This window comes from Melghirimyces algeriensis (assembly GCF_900182565.1).
Classification (GTDB): domain Bacteria; phylum Bacillota; class Bacilli; order Thermoactinomycetales; family DSM-45169; genus Melghirimyces; species Melghirimyces algeriensis.
The window spans coordinates 344,647-361,722 of record NZ_FXTI01000002.1; the positions used below are offsets into that span (position 1 = coordinate 344,647).

Consider the following 17,076-nt stretch of genomic DNA (forward strand, 5'->3'; position numbering starts at 1 on the left):
CTTCAGCGGTCGGGATATGATTTGATTTGCATTCTCTGCTCCAAATGCTCCAGTCGTCTCATAATTTCTTGCAGGATTTGATCCTGATTCTCTTCAGGGTGAACCCGTTTCAATCGTTTGGAATGTTGATTGGGACTGTTTAGTTGTTGTTTCAACTCTTTATTTTCCTCCAAAACTTCCTCATAACTTTGGATGATCTGGTCTAGAAACTCATTGACTTCGTCCACATCATATCCCCTCATGGATTTCTTAAATTCTTTTTTAAAAATATCCTCAGGTGTCACACGCATCGTTTATTCTCCCCTCCCTCTGTTTTTAATGTTATCATAGCGGTAAGTTTTAGAAGAATTCAAGAAAAAATAAACAAAAAAAAGGCCTCTACCTTGAGGCCGGTACATAAACTGCGTTATCTTGCCGCAGGAAATGTGCGCTCTACCAAGTCAGTAAACTGTTGCATCAAGCCGGAAACAGGCCTACCATTGCGAAGATCCCGTGCATAATCTCCCATCTGGTCCACAAAATCAGGATTGGCAGAAACAAAAACCCGATTGATACTTGGGTCTACCTTTCGAACGCGTTTGGATATCCGATCTTTAATTTTGCTGGTCATGCCCCCATTATAATCATTTTCCAACATGACCCCGACATAAGCGGTGCGATCAGTCACCATTACAGTGGCTGAGTCTACGGCATCCAAACGGGCCACAGAATCGGCAACATTATCGGCAACCCGCATAGCTTGACCCACTCGGTTGCGGTTCATATCACGATCTGCCTGATCATTGTAACGAACCCGTTGCGGATTATCTGGTCGCTCCACACCTTGGCGGGTTTCCTCTGGTCTTTGTGGTGCCGCACAACCAAAGGAAGTAAGGATCAATCCAAGTGATGTCAGGAGCAACATTCCTTTCAATGATTTGCGCATTATTCATTCTCTCCTTTATGTTGAAGAGTCAAGCATAGTATGAAGCGGGGATAAAAAAAGTATGCATACAAAAAAGCCATCGATTAATCGATGGCTTTTTTTACCTCCTTATTCATCACTGCTGAGAAACAGCAATACAAAGCGGAACAACTCAAGCAGTGCATAGAGCGTGCTGGCTACATAGGTGAGAGCCGCTGCATTCAAAACTTTGCCGACACCACGCTCTTCCTCATTGCGAATAAATCCTTCGTTCACCATAATCGCTCTCGCCCGGCTACTGGCGTTAAACTCAACCGGCAATGTCACCACCTGAAAAGCAACTGCCACTGCATACAAGAGAATTCCCAAGCCGAACAGGTCGGAAGCTCCCAACAACAGCCCTCCGATCAACAGAAAGGGGGCAATTCCGGAAGCGAAGTTGGAGACCGGAAACATTCGATGACGAAGCACCAAAGCGCCATAAGCTTCCTTGTGTTGGATAGCATGCCCGCATTCGTGAGATGCTACAGAAATGGCAGAGATGGAATCAGAGTGATAGACAGGCTCAGAAAGCCGAACCGTCCGGGTAATGGGGTCATAATGGTCTGTCAACTGCCCTCGAACCGGTTCCACACCGACATCGTGCAGTCCATGATCATCCAGAATCCTTCGGGCCACTTCATAACCCGTCATTCCGGAGGATGCCCGAACCTTGGACCACTTTTTGAAACTTCCCTTGACCCGGAACTGAGCCCAAATAACCAAGCCAAAAGCCGCGAAAACGAGCAGAAGCATAAATAGATTGATATTCATTTCCGCATATCTCCTTCTGTTCCATAGTAAAGTAACCTGTCATTTAAAGGCTCTTTTCTATTCAAAATGTGTCCCCTTGGAATCTTCTGGGGGTCACCCAAATTTTTTTTAACTGATACTTTATAGCATGAAAGAATAATATCCGTTGCCGAACCCAGATCCGGGACCGGTGAGCCAATTTGTTTCTAAGCTTTTGCAAATACATTCGGGGTTTGACATCCTCATGCTCCAACCGTCCGGACCATTTTGGACTGACATAAGCAACCTCTGGTTCAGAAGGGAACAAAACAATTACAACGGCGAAAAACATCCATTGGAAATTCCTGTAACACAAACTCCAACACCTCGTCCGGAATAATGATTTGTTCCCTCAACATTATTATATCACATCGACAATTGGACTTTCCTTTTAAATATGTCAATTGGACTACATAAAGCTTAACGCAATGCCACCTACTAGAATAATCACCAAAAGGAGGATGATCCAGATGCCGATATTAGATTTACCCACAGGCAATCCCTCCCGAATGATGTGTTTTTTTGTAGGATATAACAGGTATGGACAAATGTAAACATCCAGTGAACAACTTGGGACTATATCGTGAACATGGGGTAAATCTCTGCTAAAATGGTTATAGACAATTCGTTCGTTTGAAGGAGGCAGGAGATGGACCTTTTAGAACAATTCGTAGACCTTGAAAAAATGGAGCATTGGCAGTTTCTTTGGGAACTCGTGTTAATTCTCGCTTCCGTCAAGTTGGCGGGTCACTTCAGTAAAAAAATTGGGCAGCCTTCCGTTTTTGGAGAGCTCCTGGTGGGGATTATTCTCGGTCCCACCCTTCTGGGCTGGCTTCATATTGACCCCGAACATCCAGGTTTGATCAAGGAATTGGCAGAAGTTGGTGTTATATTGCTCATGTTCCTGGCCGGTCTGGAAACGGATGTGGATGAATTTAAAAAGACCGCTTTCGGTTCTTCTCTCGTTGCAGTGGGCGGAGTGGTTTTTCCGCTGGTCTTCGGCTTTGCTGTGGGTCTTATGTTTGGATATGAATACCACACGGCGATCTTTATCGGAACCCTGTTGGTCGCTACCAGCGTCAGTATATCCGTGCAGACCTTGCGGGAACTGGGAAAGCTTCAGAGCAAGGAAGGTATAACCATTTTGGGTGCGGCCGTACTGGATGATATCCTCGGCCTGATCATTCTATCGGTCGTTACCGGATTTGCCGCCGGTGGAGAAAGTGAAGGAAGTGTGATGGCGATCGTCATCCTTCTGGTGAAAATCGTTCTCTTCTTCGTCCTGACTCTATTGATCGGACGATATATCCTTCCTCGACTGTTTCAATGGGCAGCCAACCTGATGACTACCGAAGTCTTATTGACATTCGGGATCATTGCAGCTCTCGGTTTTGCTTATTTCGCCGAGATGTTCGGATTGGCCGGAATTGTTGGCTCATACTTCGCCGGATTAATGCTTAGCTTGACCAAATACCGGACAGAGCTATTTGAACGGATAGAAATTGTTTCCTTTTCTTTCTTCGTTCCCATATTCTTTGTCAGCATCGGTGTTACCGCCGAAGTGAGCGGTCTTACCAGTCATCTCCTGGTGCTGATGGTTGTACTCTCCCTTGTAGCCGTTCTCACCAAACTGATCGGTGGCGGATTAGGTGCCAAGCTGGCTGGCTTTAACTTACGAAGCTCCACGGGAATTGGTGCCGGAATGATTGCGCGGGGCGAAGTGGGACTGATTATCGCCTCCATTGGACTTACTCGAAACCTAATTGATCAAGAATTGTTTACGGTAACGGTTATCATTGTACTGGTCACCACTTTGGTCACTCCTCCCATCCTTAAAGCCGTTTTTTCCGATAAAAAACAAGTGGCCAAAAAGAACTCCTAAAACCGAAGTACACCCCTTAAAGTAGACACAAAATCACTTTAAGGGGTGTTTTTATGTGTTTTAACATCAATTACTTTTCGTGTATAGGGATATGATACTGAATATCATCAGGGTAATAATCACCACCAGACCTGTAATTGAAGTGAGAACATATACATTTTTCTAACTATAAGAACGAAGAGTCTTAAAGTGAAACTCCGTGTGAATCCATCTCCATTTATAGTAATAAAACTTCCCAAAGCGGGTATGATCGTTTTCTTTAACGACACTCACGGAATAAAAGCGGGTTGGCGCCTGTAAAAATACAGACGCCAACCCGTTGCTTTTCAATACTGATGCATGGTGATTTTTGTGTTACTGTTTCGGTTTAAACGTATGGCAACAGGTTTCCGCTGAATGATCCGCGGTATCTTGATGAACGGTATCGACGGGCTCTCCACCGATTGTCTCGTCATACTCTCTTTCCGCATGTTCATCAATATCCACCATAATGGCATCTGCACCGCAATTGTTGCCTGTTTCCCAATACGTACAGTTGGACACACTACATTTCACTTCAGGCATTGTTTCACCTCCTACCCTTCATTATGGGCAGGAGGTCGCAGATTCATCACTGGAGATTTAATCCGGGGTATTATCCGCATCCCTTAACTCTTGAAGGATTTGATTGATCGATTCAAAAGTAATCCCTTTTTCATTGCGCGCAGACACTGTGAGATAAACATCCGCACTAAATGTTGGAATATGCTCCTTTACTTCCACTTCCGTATCGCCGTAAGTTTTGCGAAAAACGGCCTGGTCACCCACTTTTGTCCAACCCAGGCGAGTCAGCTCTTCCTCATACAGATCGTAATCATCTTCTTTAATGTTAAGTAAAACACTTGTTACCTTCACTGTTTAACCTCCTTTAACCATTCCCGGAATTACAGGGTGACACTAATCAACTTGTGATTGATAGCAACATCGTATCAAAAAACACCCTGAACTTGCACCTTTCATTTTGTGAAATCTCAATCCATAAACAGAAAATCTTTTTCTTTATGCATCCCGACATTAAGGACCAGCCCCACTGCCATCATCTGAGTAATGAGCGAACTTCCGCCATAACTGATAAAGGGAAGCGGCAATCCGGTAATCGGAAGCATACCGACGGTCATTCCAATGTTTTGGAACACCTGAAAAACCAACATCCCCACCACTCCTGCCACAATACAGGAACCAAAAGCGTCTCCAGAATGAACTCCTACTTGGACCATGCGATAGACCAGAAATATAAAGGAACAAAGTAGAATGCTTACTCCGATAAAACCAAATTCCTCTGCAAAAACAGCAAATATAAAATCATTGTGGGGCTCAGGAACCCATTTTCCTTGTGTTTGTGTACCGTTTTGAAATCCTTTTCCGTTCAACTGCCCCGACCCTACGGCAATCATGGACTGGGTTAATTGATAACCCGCTCCACCGGGATCGGAAGCCGGATGGACAAAGGTTTCGATCCGTTGAACCTGATGATCTTCAAGAATCACATGCAACAGAGGGTGATCCGTAAAAAAAAGAATCATCATCCCTCCGACCAAAACGACGACCGCTATTACTCCAGCCAACAATATCCGCCAATCCAACCCCGCCACAAGCAGGATACTGCTCATAATCCCTATCAGAACGAGTGCTGTTCCAAGATCCGGTTGTTGGATAATCAACAGGAAGGGGAGAAAAAACAAGCCCAAAAACCGGAAGAGATCCTTCCCCTTTTGAATCGGTAAACTTCTAACCTCTTGGGAAACTTTTGCCAAGGTCACAATCAGAATCAACTTCATCAATTCGGAAGGTTGAAATTGCAACCCTCCGATATAAAGCCATTGTTGAGCCCCTTTTTTCTCTATCCCTACACCTGGAATCATAACCAACAACAGAAGAAAAATACCAAAACCATAAAGGAGATAGACAAACCTTCCCTGATCCAAAATACGGAAATCAAACAGGAGTGTAGCCAGCAAACATAGAATACCTAAAATATACCAATAGATTTGCTTTTCCACGAAGGTAGGGTCCGTTGTGTGTGTTGCTCCCGAAATGGCAATGATACTGATCGTCGCCAGTACTAGGATCAGAAACAGCAAAAGATAATCCAGCTGACGCAACTTCTTGACAAGTCTCATTGTCATCAACACCTGATTCTGCCGTTATCATCACGCTGGAGAACATGCTACTGTCAACATTTCGCTTAAACCCTCAGCAACTGCTCACAGGAATATGGTACCAAAAAGTGTTTGTGGTGGCGAGGGATAATCACCCTAAAATCGGGTTGTTTTTCGCGCAATCATCCCCAAAATCAAATATTTGACAAGGGAGGCCATTATGCTACGCCGTAAACCTGACTTTTGGATGATGTTTACCATTTTTCTTTTAACGGGCTTCGGTCTGGTTATGGTTTTCAGTGCCAGCTACTATGACGGGCTTATTAAGTATGGGGACAGCTATTATTATTTTAAGCGTCAATTGCTCTGGGCACTGGGAGGTCTGGTTTTTCTTTTTGTTTTTTCCAACATCCCCTATACGCTTTATCGCAAGCATGTAGGGGTGATCCTGCTCATCAGTCTGGTGGGACTGGTGCTCGTATTTATTCCCGGTATTGGACAAACATTGAATAATGCCACTCGATGGATCTCAGTCGGGATTAATTTTCAGCCTTCTGAACTGGCCAAAATCGGAGCGATTATTTACACAGCAGCCATCATGGAAAAGAAACAGGATGTGCTTCACAGCTTTAAGCGGGGGTTACTCCCTCCCCTTATTGTGATCAGTTTAATGTGCGCACTGATTCTTCTGGAACCCCATTTCAGCAGTACCGTCATTCTTCTCATATCATGCATGACCGTTATTTTTTGTGCAGGAGCTAGAATAAAGCATCTTTTCCTCCTGGTTTCTGCCGGCATCCCACTTTTAATCTGGATTATGATATTTGAACCCTATCGATTAGAACGTCTTCTGATCTTTACAGATCCATGGAAAGATCAAACCGGAAGCGGATTTCAAACCATTCAGTCCCTTTTTGCTATTGGTCCGGGGGGTTTGACGGGAAAGGGATTGGGAAACAGCATTCAAAAACTGGCTTACTTACCCATGCCACAAACGGATTTTATTTTTGCCATTATCGCAGAAGAATTGGGTTTTTACGGAGGGGCGTTTTTAATCGTTCTGTTCATTATATTTACCATTCGGGGCCTTCGTATTGCTTTGAGAGCTCCAGATCAGTTTGGGGTTCTATTAGGAATTGGCATTGTGATGATGTTTTCCATTCAGGCATTGTTCAACTTGGGAGTCGTTACTGCCGTTCTCCCGGTAACAGGTGTCCCACTTCCCTTTATCAGTTATGGAGGGTCTTCACTCGTCATTTGTATGATGGCCTCCGGAATTCTGCTCAATATTTCCCGGCATCACCCTCAATAACGAACGATGCCGAAATACCAAAAGGGTCCTGCTTTGGACCCTTTGAACGATCACACAGATGCAGTTCACACGCTCACTGACTATTAATGCTCATTGAGCGTAAAACCCTTCCTTCCAGATTCAGTTCACCAAGCCCTCCTTCGGACTGCTGGCAGAAGCGGTTTCCTTTTTGGAGATACGACCGGCCTCATAACCGAGACGACCGGCTTTCACAGCGAGCATCATCGCTTGGGCCATTCGGACAGGATCTTCAGCGCCGGAGACAGCAGTATTGAGAAGAATGCCATCTGCTCCCAATTCCATGGCCTGGGCAGCATCAGCCGGTGATCCGATTCCGGCATCCACAATCACAGGGACAGACGTTTGTTGAATCAAAATCTTCAGGTAAAGTGGATTTAAAATCCCCTGGCCCGATCCGATGGGAGATGCTCCAGGCATTACTGCATGAGCTCCCGCCTCTTCCAATCGTTTGGCCAAAACCGGATCATCACTCGTATACGGCAAAACAATAAACCCTTCCTCAACAAGTTGACGAGTAGCTTTCAATGTCTCCACCGGATCAGGAAGGAGTGTATCTTCATTTCCGATGACCTCCACCTTTACCATGTCACTCAGTTTTGACGCCTTGGCGAGACGAGCCAGACGAACCGCTTCTTCTGCTGTCTTTGCCCCAGCTGTATTCGGCAGGAAGCGAAAATCTCCCCCCTTCAATTGCTCCAAAAAGCTCGGTTCAGGAGAATCCAAGTCTACCCGTCGCAAAGCAAAAGTCAGAATTTCCGTCTCGGATGCCTTTACAGCCTCAGATTGGATGGTTGTAGAGGAAAACTTTCCTGTTCCCAACATTAAACGGGATTGAAATGTATAAGGTCCTATTTTCAGCATTTTTTAGCCCCCTCCCACAAATTGAACAATCTCCAAGCAGTCTCCATCCTTCAGAAGTACATCCCCGTGTTTGTCCAAATCAAGGATTTCCCGGTTTTTTTCCACCACCACCGTTCGATTCGCCAATTCAAGATAATGGAGCAACTCTTTTACCGATTGGATATCATTCGGTAAATCAACCACCTTGCCATTTAACTGCATCCGCATATTTCCACCTCCTTTCATTGTCTGCAAGCAACATTGCAAATCCGCTCCGGTGAAAAAGGTGCTAAGAGCGGTACAGATTTCCCTGTGACAAGTTCTGCCATTTTCTGTCCCGTGACAGCACTTAATAAAATCCCATTGCGAAAATGTCCACCTGCAACAAATAAACGATTAAATCCGGGCACAGAACCCAAATAGGGAAGTCCATCCAACGTTTTCGGGCGGATTCCCGACCAAGAATGCAGATATTCCGCTTGTTTCAGGTTTGGCACCAACCGGCAAGCTTCTTGAATCAGGTTTTGAATGGCACCTGCTGACACTCCCGGAGAAGTATCTCGCTCAATTTCTGTCGCACCGACAATAATTTGTCCGTCAGCCTTTGGAACCAGGTAGCACCGTTTTCCAAACAATGTCCGCTGCATCAACCTTCTCTGAGGAACAAGGGACAAGGATTCCCCTTTCACTGGCACAATGGGAAGGTTTACCCCCAATTGGTCAGCCAGGGAACCCATCCAAGCGCCTGCGGTTAAAATTACCGTTTCCGGTTCAAACACTCCTGCCGAAGTGTTTAGTTTGACGATTGATCCTTTATGACACTCTATTCCCTGTACATTCACCCCCTCCAAAAATTCGGCTCCCATCAGACGCGCAGCTGTTGCATAAGCCTGTACCAAGCGCGGAGCGGAAACCTGACCATCTTCCGGTATATACAGGGCTCCTTCCAATGACTTTGCGAGAAACGGTTCATTGATTTCTATCTCTTCTCTTTCCCACCATTCCACGGCTTCCCCTTGCTTCCGTTGCCATTTTGCACGTTTTTTCAGCTCTTCTGCTTCCACAGAATCAACCGCCAGCCGTAAGAGTCCCGATCCATCCCATTCGATATCCAGTCCCGTCTTTTCTTTCAGCTCCTGAGACAAAACGGGAAACATCTTTCGACTTTTTAAGCACAGTTCCACCATGGGACCGGGAAATTCACTTTCGACCTGCGCCCCCAACATACCCGCTGCTGCTGAAGAAGCCTCTTTTCCGACACGTCCTTTTTCAAGCAGGGTCACTTGCACCTTTTTTTTCGAAAGGTAGTAGGCAATCGATAAACCAATGACACCTCCACCGACAATCAGTACATCCGGTTTATTTGATATCATTGAACCGTCTCCTCTCTCCAAGAGGAAAGCTTCTCTCTCATCCTCTTGGCCGCATCTCGTGGATCGGATGTATCAGCAATAGCTGAGATAACTGCCACACCAGCACATCCTGTTTTAGACAAGAGGGACATCTGGTCCCTTGAAACCCCACCAATTGCAACAACAGGAATCTTGACCCCGTTGACCACCTTTTGCAGTGCGTTCAAACCCAGTGGGGTTAATCCAGGTTTGGATTTACTTTTAAAGATATGTCCGAAAAACAAATAATCCGCACCTTCTTTTTCTTTACCGATCGCTGATTGCAGAGAATGAACAGAACATCCAATCCTGATCCCCCTGCTTTTCAGCTGCAACGGTACCGAATCTCCTTCCGGCACATGTATTCCACCGCATCCCAGTACCTCCGCAACTTCCCGGTCGCTGTTGATTACCAATTGGCTGGGTTCCACCCCTGCCGCTTCAATTAACTCCTTTCCCCACTGAACCAGCATTTTTGAGGACAGGTCCTTTTTACGCAGATGAATCCAATCAACAAAAGGTTGAATCATTTGACATTGCCGAACCAAATCGGAGAGTGACTGATCCGGTCTACTGATAAAGTGAAGCTCCCCCATAAAATCCACCCCGCCTCCCATAAAAAAACGGTATCCCAGCAGGGATACCGTGCGCTCGTTGACCGATGAAAAACATCATCTGCAACGTCGGTCGGTCCCCACTTTCTTACGCTGGTATCATCCAGTTCAAGTTCAAAGGGTTGAGGTCGTAACCTCTCTCAGCACAAAAGTGCACCCCTAGTGGTACCGTCAAAGCATTAAGTTTTCGTTTAGTGTAGCAATCTTTTGGAATCAACGTCAACAGAACATGTGAACGGCTATCATTAAAGAATATAACTGCTCACTTCATCTGTATAAAAGCTCACAAATGCCAGTATTTCGCCAGAGGACCCCGTTGAAATGTCTTCAGTAAAGCTTTGGCTGGGGAACTTCCACTTGGACATCCCCATAAACAGCGAGTTGGCAGGCAAGTCGAAACCCTTTTTCTATCTGTTCATCTCCCAACCGAAGCGCCTCCCGATCCCCCATTTCGCTCAGGTTCTCTCTTCCTTCCAAGATGCGAACCCGACAGGTTCCACATCGACCTGATGTGCAGTTGAATGGGATCATAATGGATCGAGTCGTTGCTTCATAAAGAAGGTTCTCTCCTTCATCACATTGAAACGATTTCTCCTGTGTTCCAATCTTTATGTCCACTTGTGGCACTTCTAACCCTCCCATGAATTTCCTAAAACCTCTTACTCACCAACCAAAAAACACAGCGATATAATGACTCAAAGTAGCAAAAAGAAGTCCAGAACAAACGGTTCCCATGGCGATTGAACCAGCCGAAATCCAAAACGGGACACGAAAAAAAGCAGCGGCAAAACAAGCACTGTAAGCTCCGGTCCCTGGAAACGGGATCGCCACAAACAGAAAAAGACCGACTGCAGCCCCATACTTTCGAATCGAGTCCCCATTTTTTACTGCTCGCTCCTGTACTTTTTCAAAATACTTCCGGTACCGAGGAGAAATTCGATACAACTGTTTCATCAGAGGTTCAAAAAAATACAGTAGAGGAATGATGGGAAGCAAGTTTCCAATAATGGCCAAATAAAGCCCCTGGTAATATGGAAGACCAATCAAGGTAGCAAAAGGAATGGCTCCGCGCAATTCGATAAAGGGCAGGCCGGCCAGAAAAAAAACTTGTAGTTGCTTGGGAAACCAGGCCAACCAATCCATCATGAAGCTTTTCTTCTCCTCTCTTACACCACGGCATTAAGTATATACTCCTAACAAAATATGTGGAAAGGGCGTCAGATGTATAGACCCCTGTCAGCCGGGTCTTATTTTTTAACTGAGTTATAACGGTTGTGCTGTTGATAGAGATAGCGGATGGTCCCCCCAAAAATAAGCGCAACCAGCACCCAAAACATAAAAAAGCCATAATGGTGCATACGCTCAAATACCTTGTTCCAGTGAGCCCCCAAAAGGTAGCCGATCCCCACAAAAGTGGTGCACCATACTAGGGACCCAAAGTAGGCATACAACGCAAAGCGTTGAAAAGAAAGGTAAGAGATCCCTGCTATATATGCTGTTACGTGACGTACACCGGGGATGAAATATCCAAAGAACAGAACCCAGTTTCCATATTTACGAAACAGAAGCTGGGTAAGTCTCAATCGTTTACGGGTAATAAAAAATTTGTTTCCATAACGCTTCAAAAATGGGTACCCGAAACGTTTGCCTAAATAATAGCTAATCGTAATTCCACAAGCGGAACCACTTAAAGCACTGAAGAATGTATACATTAGATTTAACTCTCCCACAGAAGCCAGATAACCGATAAATGTCATCATCACTTCATCTGGAAGAGGAAGACCTACGATTCCCAGTACCAGAAAGAAAAAGATGCCAAAGTATCCATATTGTAAGAGTAAATCAAGAGCCGTCTGTTCCATGGTTCAACCCCGTTTTTTTATCGCTAGACCCTTTATAGAATACCATATCTCTTTTCATTAAAAAACCAAAGGGAGGAGAACCCCTCCACAATAATCATTATATGGGACAACAGGCGATTTTTAAAACCAAAGATGAAAAATCAACGCAAAAAAACGGCCTCCTGGCCGCTCATGCTGAAGGATTTTTACGCATCCACATCACCCAATACAATATCAACCGCTCCCAGGATGGCTATTAAATTGGCTACATTCTCTCCTTTCAATAACCGAGGAAGAATTTGCAAATTACTGAACGAAGGTCGCTTCCAGTGAATACGCCATGGTTTATCTTTTCCTCTGCTAACCAAGTGCACTCCCAGCTCCCCTCGCGGGTTTTCTACCGCTGAATATACCTCCCCTTCCGGAGGACGGAGCACCCGTGACACTTTCGCCATGATCGGGCCATCCGGTATTCCATTTATGGCTTGTTCCACAATTCGTAAAGATTGCAGAATTTCTTCCATTCGAAGAAAGAAGCGATCCCGGCAATCCCCTTCAGTAGCAATGGGAATATCGAAATCAAAACGCCTGTAAAGGGAGTAAGGACGATCTTTCCGAAGATCCCGTTTGACACCGGTACATCGAAGGGTAGGACCGGACAATCCGTATTGCACAGCAGTGCGGGCATCATATTTTCCCACTCCCTTCACCCGTGCCTGGAAAATCTCGTTTCCCCCTACCAAATCCATATATTCATCATACTGGGAACGTAAATAGGGGATTAATTCCGATACTTTTTGAAGCCACTTTTCTGTTGCATCCCACTTGACCCCTCCCACCCGCATATAATTGTAAGTCAACCGAGCTCCACACAGTTCATTAAATAAATCAACAATCTTTTCCCGGTCCTTAAAGGCATAAAGAAACGGACTCATCGCACCGATATCCAAAAGGTAGGTTCCAAACCATACCAAATGGCTGGCCACACGGTTTAACTCCGTCACAATCACTCGAAGGTACTCTGCCCGTTCGGGGACTTCAAGCTTCATCAGCCTTTCAACGGCCAAAACCAGAGCATGGTTATTGTTCATGGCGTTCAGATAATCCATGCGATCCGTATAAGGAATTAACTGCGTATAGGTGAGGTCTTCTGCCAATTTCTCCGTTCCCCGATGAAGGTAACCGATCACAGGGTTGGCTTCCTGAATGATTTCTCCATCAATATGAAGAACCAGTCGGAATACGCCGTGGGTGCTGGGATGCTGGGGGCCCACGTTTAACAGCATCTCTTCCGTTCTCAAGCTTTCACCCCTCTAACTTTATGTTTTATTTTTCTGTGATCGTTTTGACAACCTCAATACCATTTAGTTTCATGTGATACAGAAACACCAGATCCATCAGATCCCCATCATGGGCAGGTATTTCCAATTTTTTGGCCACTTCCACCGGAGTATCATATGTTCGGGTATGTTCCGCCGATACCACCACACGTACATCCGCATTCAACTCGTTCGCCAGAAGACGGATCCCCATTGCGTTCTGATAAATACATAAATCCGTACAATCCCCGGTAATCACAAAAGTGGAAGGACCTTCTTGAAACCGATTCTCCAGAAACTCAAAAAATCGCACTCCTTTTTCGTTTCGGCTGAACAGAGCATTGGTTGCATTCTTTCGAAACACTTGAACACCGGACATATTGCGAAAAGGTTTTAAGGCTTCTACCGTTTCCGCCTCCGATGTACCCTTGACGCAATGAGGCGGAAACGAACTGAATTCCACGGCATCAGAAGAATGGTCATCCTGGAGAAATACCAGGTTTTCGCCAGACAAACCTTTATCCACCAGAGCTTGAGCCAACTGACGAACAGGTTGGATCATTTCTGCCACCCGCTTGGATGAGAGAGGACCTTCTTGACAAAATCCTTTAAGAATATCGACAAAAACCAAATACAATCGATCTGTCCCTTCCGCCTGTTTCACCAATTCGGAAACGCTTTCACAAGGAAGTGCCGCGATTTGTTCTTCCATATAATTCAGAAAATCATTTCTGTTTTCCATTTGTTTCTCTCCCTCTTACTTTCTCTGCCATTTTTTATCTTACCATGAACGAAAGACTTTCTCAAAGTCGCTTACAAATCCACCCTCCTGAACGATCGACTTTCTGCTGTCGAGCCTTTTACTGGAACATCCTAAAATCCTCCATAAAAAAGCGCTGTTCAATCTTCACACGATGAACACCGAACAACGCTTGCCTTTGTGATATGATCGCACGATTATTCTCCATGGAAGCGAAATGACTCAACGGTGGAGCGATCCAACTTTCTAAGCACCTCTACCAACAGTCGAATGGCCAACTCTACATCTCTTTTGCTGATCATGGAAACATGACTGTGGATATACCGGGCGGCTACACCCACCACCAGGGAAGGAACCCCACGGCGATAAAGGTGAAATTTCCCAGCATCTGTTCCTCCTCCAGTCATCGTTTCCACCTGATAAGGGATCTGTTGCTCTTCCGCTGTCTCAACCACTAGGTTGCGGAACCGTGTATTGGGAATCATGGTGGCATCCAGGAAAGTGATCAAGGGACCTCCTCCAAGATGAGGCTTATCATCCCGGTTGCCGGTCGGTCCATCCTGTGCAATCCCTACATCCAATGCAAACGCTATATCTGGATTTACCGCATAAGGAGTGGTGGAAGCTCCCCGTAAACCTACCTCCTCTTGAACGGTGGCTCCAGCCATCACCGTGTTGGGATGATCTACATTCTTCAGTTGTTTTAAGACTTCCAAAGCAGCATAACAACCAAAACGGTTATCCAACGCTTTTGCCAGTATGGTATCATGATCCGGAAGTATTTCAAAGGGACAGACCGGTATCACCGGGTCACCGACCTTTATCCCCCATTTCTTTACCTGCTCTGCACTTTTAGCCCCTACATCAATATACATTTCCTTCATCGGATAAACTTTGTTCCGTTCTTCTGCGGTCAGTAAATGGGGAGGCTTGGAACCGATTATTCCCGTAAATTTTCTTTTTTCCGTCATAATGGTTACCCTTTGGGATAATAGAACCTGGCTCCACCAACCTCCCAAAGGAGTAAAATATAAATAACCGTTTTTATGAATCTGTGTAATCATAAACCCCACTTCATCCATATGGCCTGCCAACAAAATACGAGGATGATCGGAAGATCCCTTCTTTTCGGCAAAAATACTGCCTACGTCATCGGTTAGCACAGGTGTCCCTTCCTGCTCCAGTTCCCTTCGCATAATCTTGCGGATTTCACCCTCATAACCGGGAACACCACCCGCTTCCGTCAGCTCTTGCAACAATTCCATGAAAGGTTCACGCTCCTTTAGACTTTCTTTTTATTATGCTGATCCACTCCTTTTTTTATTTGTTTCCCCGGCACATATTTCTCTTCTTTCCACTCCAAACTATCTGAAGTATGAAATGATGAATCATGATCCTTGAAAAAGGGGGACAAAAGGTGAATCACCAGAGGAAAAAAGGAATGACCCATAAATTGTGGCAGTACGTCCTGGCTCCATATCTTCTTGTTTCCCTTTGCCTCTTATCCGTTCAATCCCTTATGGGAATCATGAACGTTTCATCGCATGTTGTATACGCAAAAAACGACTCCCCCCATGTGCTGGGGGACTATGCAGGTGAAATACGGGAAGCTCGCCCACGAAAAGACGGGATTCGACATGTGGATACACCGAGAATGATCCGGAAACTAAAGAAGCTCGGTATCAATACATACACCTACTTGGTCTGGCATGCTCCCACTGACTGGGATGATCTCCGCCGGGAATTTCTTCCCGCGGCTAAACATGCCGGAATCAATGTCTTGGTCTATCTTGTCCCTCCCTCAGAGTCGCGTGTCAATCAGTCTGAACCTTTTGGCACTGACTATGTTGCGTGGTTTCGTGCGATTGGACGTTTATCCCAATCCTATCCAAATCTCAAGGGTGTCGTGATGGATGACTTTAATCACAACTTGTCATTTTTTTCTCCGGATTATGTAAGAAAAATGCGCAGAGCCGGAAGAGCATTTAATCCAAACCTCAAGTTTTATCCACAAATTTATTACTCCGCGATACAACCTGATTTATTGCAACGCTACCGCTCGTTATTTGATGGTCTGGTCATGACCTTTCGCGATGGAAGATATCGAAATACGCAGCGACTTGACCAAATGGAAAAACAAATTCAAAATGCTTCATCCCTTCTGAAAAAGAATGGGTTGCCTTTGATCTTGATGATCCATGCAAGCAAACTGTCCGCTACACCTTCCAACCCTTCCGTTTCCTACATCCAAAAAAGTATGGGAATCGGTTTAAAACATCTGAGAAAAGGAACCATCCAGGGGCTGATCACCTATGCTCTTCAAAAAGAATGGTTTTCTGAACGAAAGGACCGAAGGGCCTATAACGGATTCGGCTATGGTTGTCTGTTTGTTCCACGCACTCCGTTCCATGCAAAAGGAAAAAGAGGAGAAATCAGACAACAAATTCATTTGAACCCGTCCAGGAAGTATTCTCTTCAATTCCAACACATGAGTGTATATCCCCGTAACCTAAAAAGCGGTCAATATATCAAGCAAGTACTGATTGATGATCACATTGTATGGGAAGAAGATGTTCAGAGGTCTCAACCGGAAAAATGGAAAAAAGAACAACTCAATTTAACCCCCTATTTAACAGGTAAAAAGAAAGCCGTTCTGACACTCCGTCTGTTGCAAAAAAACAAGGGGTCTACAAATTCTTGGCTTTTCATCGGATTTGATCACTTGGAAACAACGGGATTTCAACTGGAGAACACGGATTTTGAAAAGGAATCGGGGTGGGACTATCAGTCTAATCACCCAGCAATCCTTGGACAAACTCTGATATTTGATCCAAACCGTCGCCTGCGGATTTATCTGATTGCAATGACGATGTTTACGGTGTACCATCTTTACGATGAAGTGATAAAATACGATCATCCTTCCCTGAATAAGGAGGCAGAAAAGCTGTTTCAGGCAGTGACAGATCAACAGCATCAACATGCCTCCCGTTCTCTTCAATGCCTGATGAGCCAGCTGGAACAAAAATCATTCAAAAGAAGTGATTCCATACGAAAAATACAGGATTATACCCAAAAACTGGAACGTCTCTTCATGGTTAATCCATAAAAAAACTCCCATCATGGGAGTTAATTCATACACGAGGTGAAGGTGTTACTAGAACATCTTTTTCCATTTAAATACTTCTTGTCTCCCTCTCCAAAACAAAATTATGACAATACATCA

At 45.0% G+C, this 17,076-nt stretch carries 19 protein-coding genes and 1 riboswitch; of the genes, 3 read left to right on the forward strand and 16 right to left on the reverse strand.

What is annotated here, in order from left to right:
- Positions 1 to 2: 2 nt before the first annotated feature.
- The 3 genes from FN782_RS17250 to FN782_RS04815 form a co-directional block, all read right to left on the reverse strand.
- Positions 3 to 290, reverse strand: coding sequence for a DivIVA domain-containing protein (locus FN782_RS17250; protein WP_142504628.1), 288 nt, complete (start codon positions 288 to 290; stop codon positions 3 to 5).
- 116 nt (positions 291 to 406) lie between these two features.
- Positions 407 to 925: a YhcN/YlaJ family sporulation lipoprotein gene (locus FN782_RS04810; RefSeq protein WP_142504629.1), complete on the reverse strand. Its 519-nt coding sequence runs from the start codon at positions 923 to 925 to the stop codon at positions 407 to 409.
- A gap of 108 nt (positions 926 to 1,033) precedes the next feature.
- Positions 1,034 to 1,717, reverse strand: coding sequence for a zinc metallopeptidase (locus tag FN782_RS04815; RefSeq protein ID WP_142504630.1), 684 nt, complete (start codon positions 1,715 to 1,717; stop codon positions 1,034 to 1,036).
- A 667-nt stretch (positions 1,718 to 2,384) separates the two neighbouring features.
- Between FN782_RS04815 and FN782_RS04820 the strand changes: the two genes are divergently transcribed.
- Positions 2,385 to 3,617 (forward strand): cation:proton antiporter, encoded by a 1,233-nt coding sequence (locus FN782_RS04820; RefSeq protein ID WP_142504631.1) that lies wholly within the window; start codon positions 2,385 to 2,387, stop codon positions 3,615 to 3,617.
- A 354-nt stretch (positions 3,618 to 3,971) separates the two neighbouring features.
- On the opposite strand, the gene FN782_RS04825 is transcribed toward FN782_RS04820, so the two are convergent.
- From FN782_RS04825 to rodA, 3 genes are all read right to left on the reverse strand, one after another.
- Positions 3,972 to 4,181, reverse strand: a complete 210-nt coding sequence (locus FN782_RS04825; RefSeq protein WP_142504632.1) for a DUF1540 domain-containing protein — start codon at positions 4,179 to 4,181, stop codon at positions 3,972 to 3,974.
- Between the two features lie 57 nt (positions 4,182 to 4,238).
- A complete protein-coding gene (locus FN782_RS04830; RefSeq protein WP_142504633.1) occupies positions 4,239 to 4,511 on the reverse strand; it encodes a hypothetical protein in 273 nt (90 codons plus the stop codon).
- Between the two features lie 116 nt (positions 4,512 to 4,627).
- Positions 4,628 to 5,776 (reverse strand): rod shape-determining protein RodA, encoded by a 1,149-nt coding sequence (rodA, locus tag FN782_RS04835; RefSeq protein ID WP_142504634.1) that lies wholly within the window; start codon positions 5,774 to 5,776, stop codon positions 4,628 to 4,630.
- A 199-nt stretch (positions 5,777 to 5,975) separates the two neighbouring features.
- Here rodA and ftsW point away from each other — a divergent pair, with 199 nt between their 5' ends.
- Positions 5,976 to 7,067, forward strand: coding sequence for a putative lipid II flippase FtsW (ftsW, locus tag FN782_RS04840; protein ID WP_142504635.1), 1,092 nt, complete (start codon positions 5,976 to 5,978; stop codon positions 7,065 to 7,067).
- Positions 7,068 to 7,187: 120 nt separating this feature from the next.
- Here ftsW and FN782_RS04845 read toward each other — a convergent pair whose 3' ends face one another.
- The 10 genes from FN782_RS04845 to FN782_RS04890 all read right to left on the reverse strand — a co-directional run bounded on the left by FN782_RS04845 (position 7,188) and on the right by FN782_RS04890 (position 15,118).
- On the reverse strand, positions 7,188 to 7,949 hold the full coding sequence (locus FN782_RS04845; protein WP_142504636.1) for a thiazole synthase: 762 nt from the start codon (positions 7,947 to 7,949) through the stop codon (positions 7,188 to 7,190).
- A gap of 3 nt (positions 7,950 to 7,952) precedes the next feature.
- The gene (thiS, locus tag FN782_RS04850) at positions 7,953 to 8,156 is read right to left on the reverse strand and encodes a sulfur carrier protein ThiS (protein ID WP_142504637.1); all 204 of its coding nucleotides are present in this window, start codon (positions 8,154 to 8,156) and stop codon (positions 7,953 to 7,955) included.
- 14 nt (positions 8,157 to 8,170) lie between these two features.
- Positions 8,171 to 9,301 carry a glycine oxidase ThiO gene (gene thiO, locus FN782_RS04855; RefSeq protein ID WP_142504638.1) on the reverse strand — a complete coding sequence of 377 codons (1,131 nt, stop codon included), beginning with the start codon at positions 9,299 to 9,301 and terminating at the stop codon, positions 8,171 to 8,173.
- On the reverse strand, positions 9,298 to 9,915 hold the full coding sequence (locus tag FN782_RS04860; RefSeq protein WP_185956040.1) for a thiamine phosphate synthase: 618 nt from the start codon (positions 9,913 to 9,915) through the stop codon (positions 9,298 to 9,300). Before FN782_RS04860 ends, thiO begins: the two co-directional genes overlap by 4 nt.
- An 86-nt stretch (positions 9,916 to 10,001) precedes the next feature.
- Positions 10,002 to 10,104, reverse strand: a riboswitch (TPP riboswitch).
- 156 nt (positions 10,105 to 10,260) lie between these two features.
- Positions 10,261 to 10,560 (reverse strand): 2Fe-2S iron-sulfur cluster-binding protein, encoded by a 300-nt coding sequence (locus FN782_RS04865; RefSeq protein WP_185956041.1) that lies wholly within the window; start codon positions 10,558 to 10,560, stop codon positions 10,261 to 10,263.
- 36 nt (positions 10,561 to 10,596) lie between these two features.
- A complete protein-coding gene (locus tag FN782_RS04870; RefSeq protein WP_142504641.1) occupies positions 10,597 to 11,079 on the reverse strand; it encodes a COG2426 family protein in 483 nt (160 codons plus the stop codon).
- Positions 11,080 to 11,180: 101 nt separating this feature from the next.
- Positions 11,181 to 11,795 carry a DedA family protein gene (locus FN782_RS04875; protein ID WP_142504642.1) on the reverse strand — a complete coding sequence of 205 codons (615 nt, stop codon included), beginning with the start codon at positions 11,793 to 11,795 and terminating at the stop codon, positions 11,181 to 11,183.
- A 185-nt stretch (positions 11,796 to 11,980) separates the two neighbouring features.
- Positions 11,981 to 13,075 carry an NADH-quinone oxidoreductase subunit D gene (locus FN782_RS04880; protein ID WP_281285911.1) on the reverse strand — a complete coding sequence of 365 codons (1,095 nt, stop codon included), beginning with the start codon at positions 13,073 to 13,075 and terminating at the stop codon, positions 11,981 to 11,983.
- 25 nt (positions 13,076 to 13,100) lie between these two features.
- Complete coding sequence (locus FN782_RS04885; protein WP_142504643.1) at positions 13,101 to 13,835, reverse strand: cysteine hydrolase family protein; 735 nt, start codon at positions 13,833 to 13,835, stop codon at positions 13,101 to 13,103.
- Positions 13,836 to 14,050: 215 nt separating this feature from the next.
- Entirely contained in the window at positions 14,051 to 15,118 is a 1,068-nt protein-coding gene (locus FN782_RS04890) for a M42 family metallopeptidase (RefSeq protein WP_142504644.1), read from the reverse strand.
- Positions 15,119 to 15,270: 152 nt separating this feature from the next.
- Between FN782_RS04890 and FN782_RS04895 the strand changes: the two genes are divergently transcribed.
- Positions 15,271 to 16,959, forward strand: coding sequence for a hypothetical protein (locus FN782_RS04895; protein WP_142504645.1), 1,689 nt, complete (start codon positions 15,271 to 15,273; stop codon positions 16,957 to 16,959).
- Positions 16,960 to 17,076: the final 117 nt, after the last annotated feature.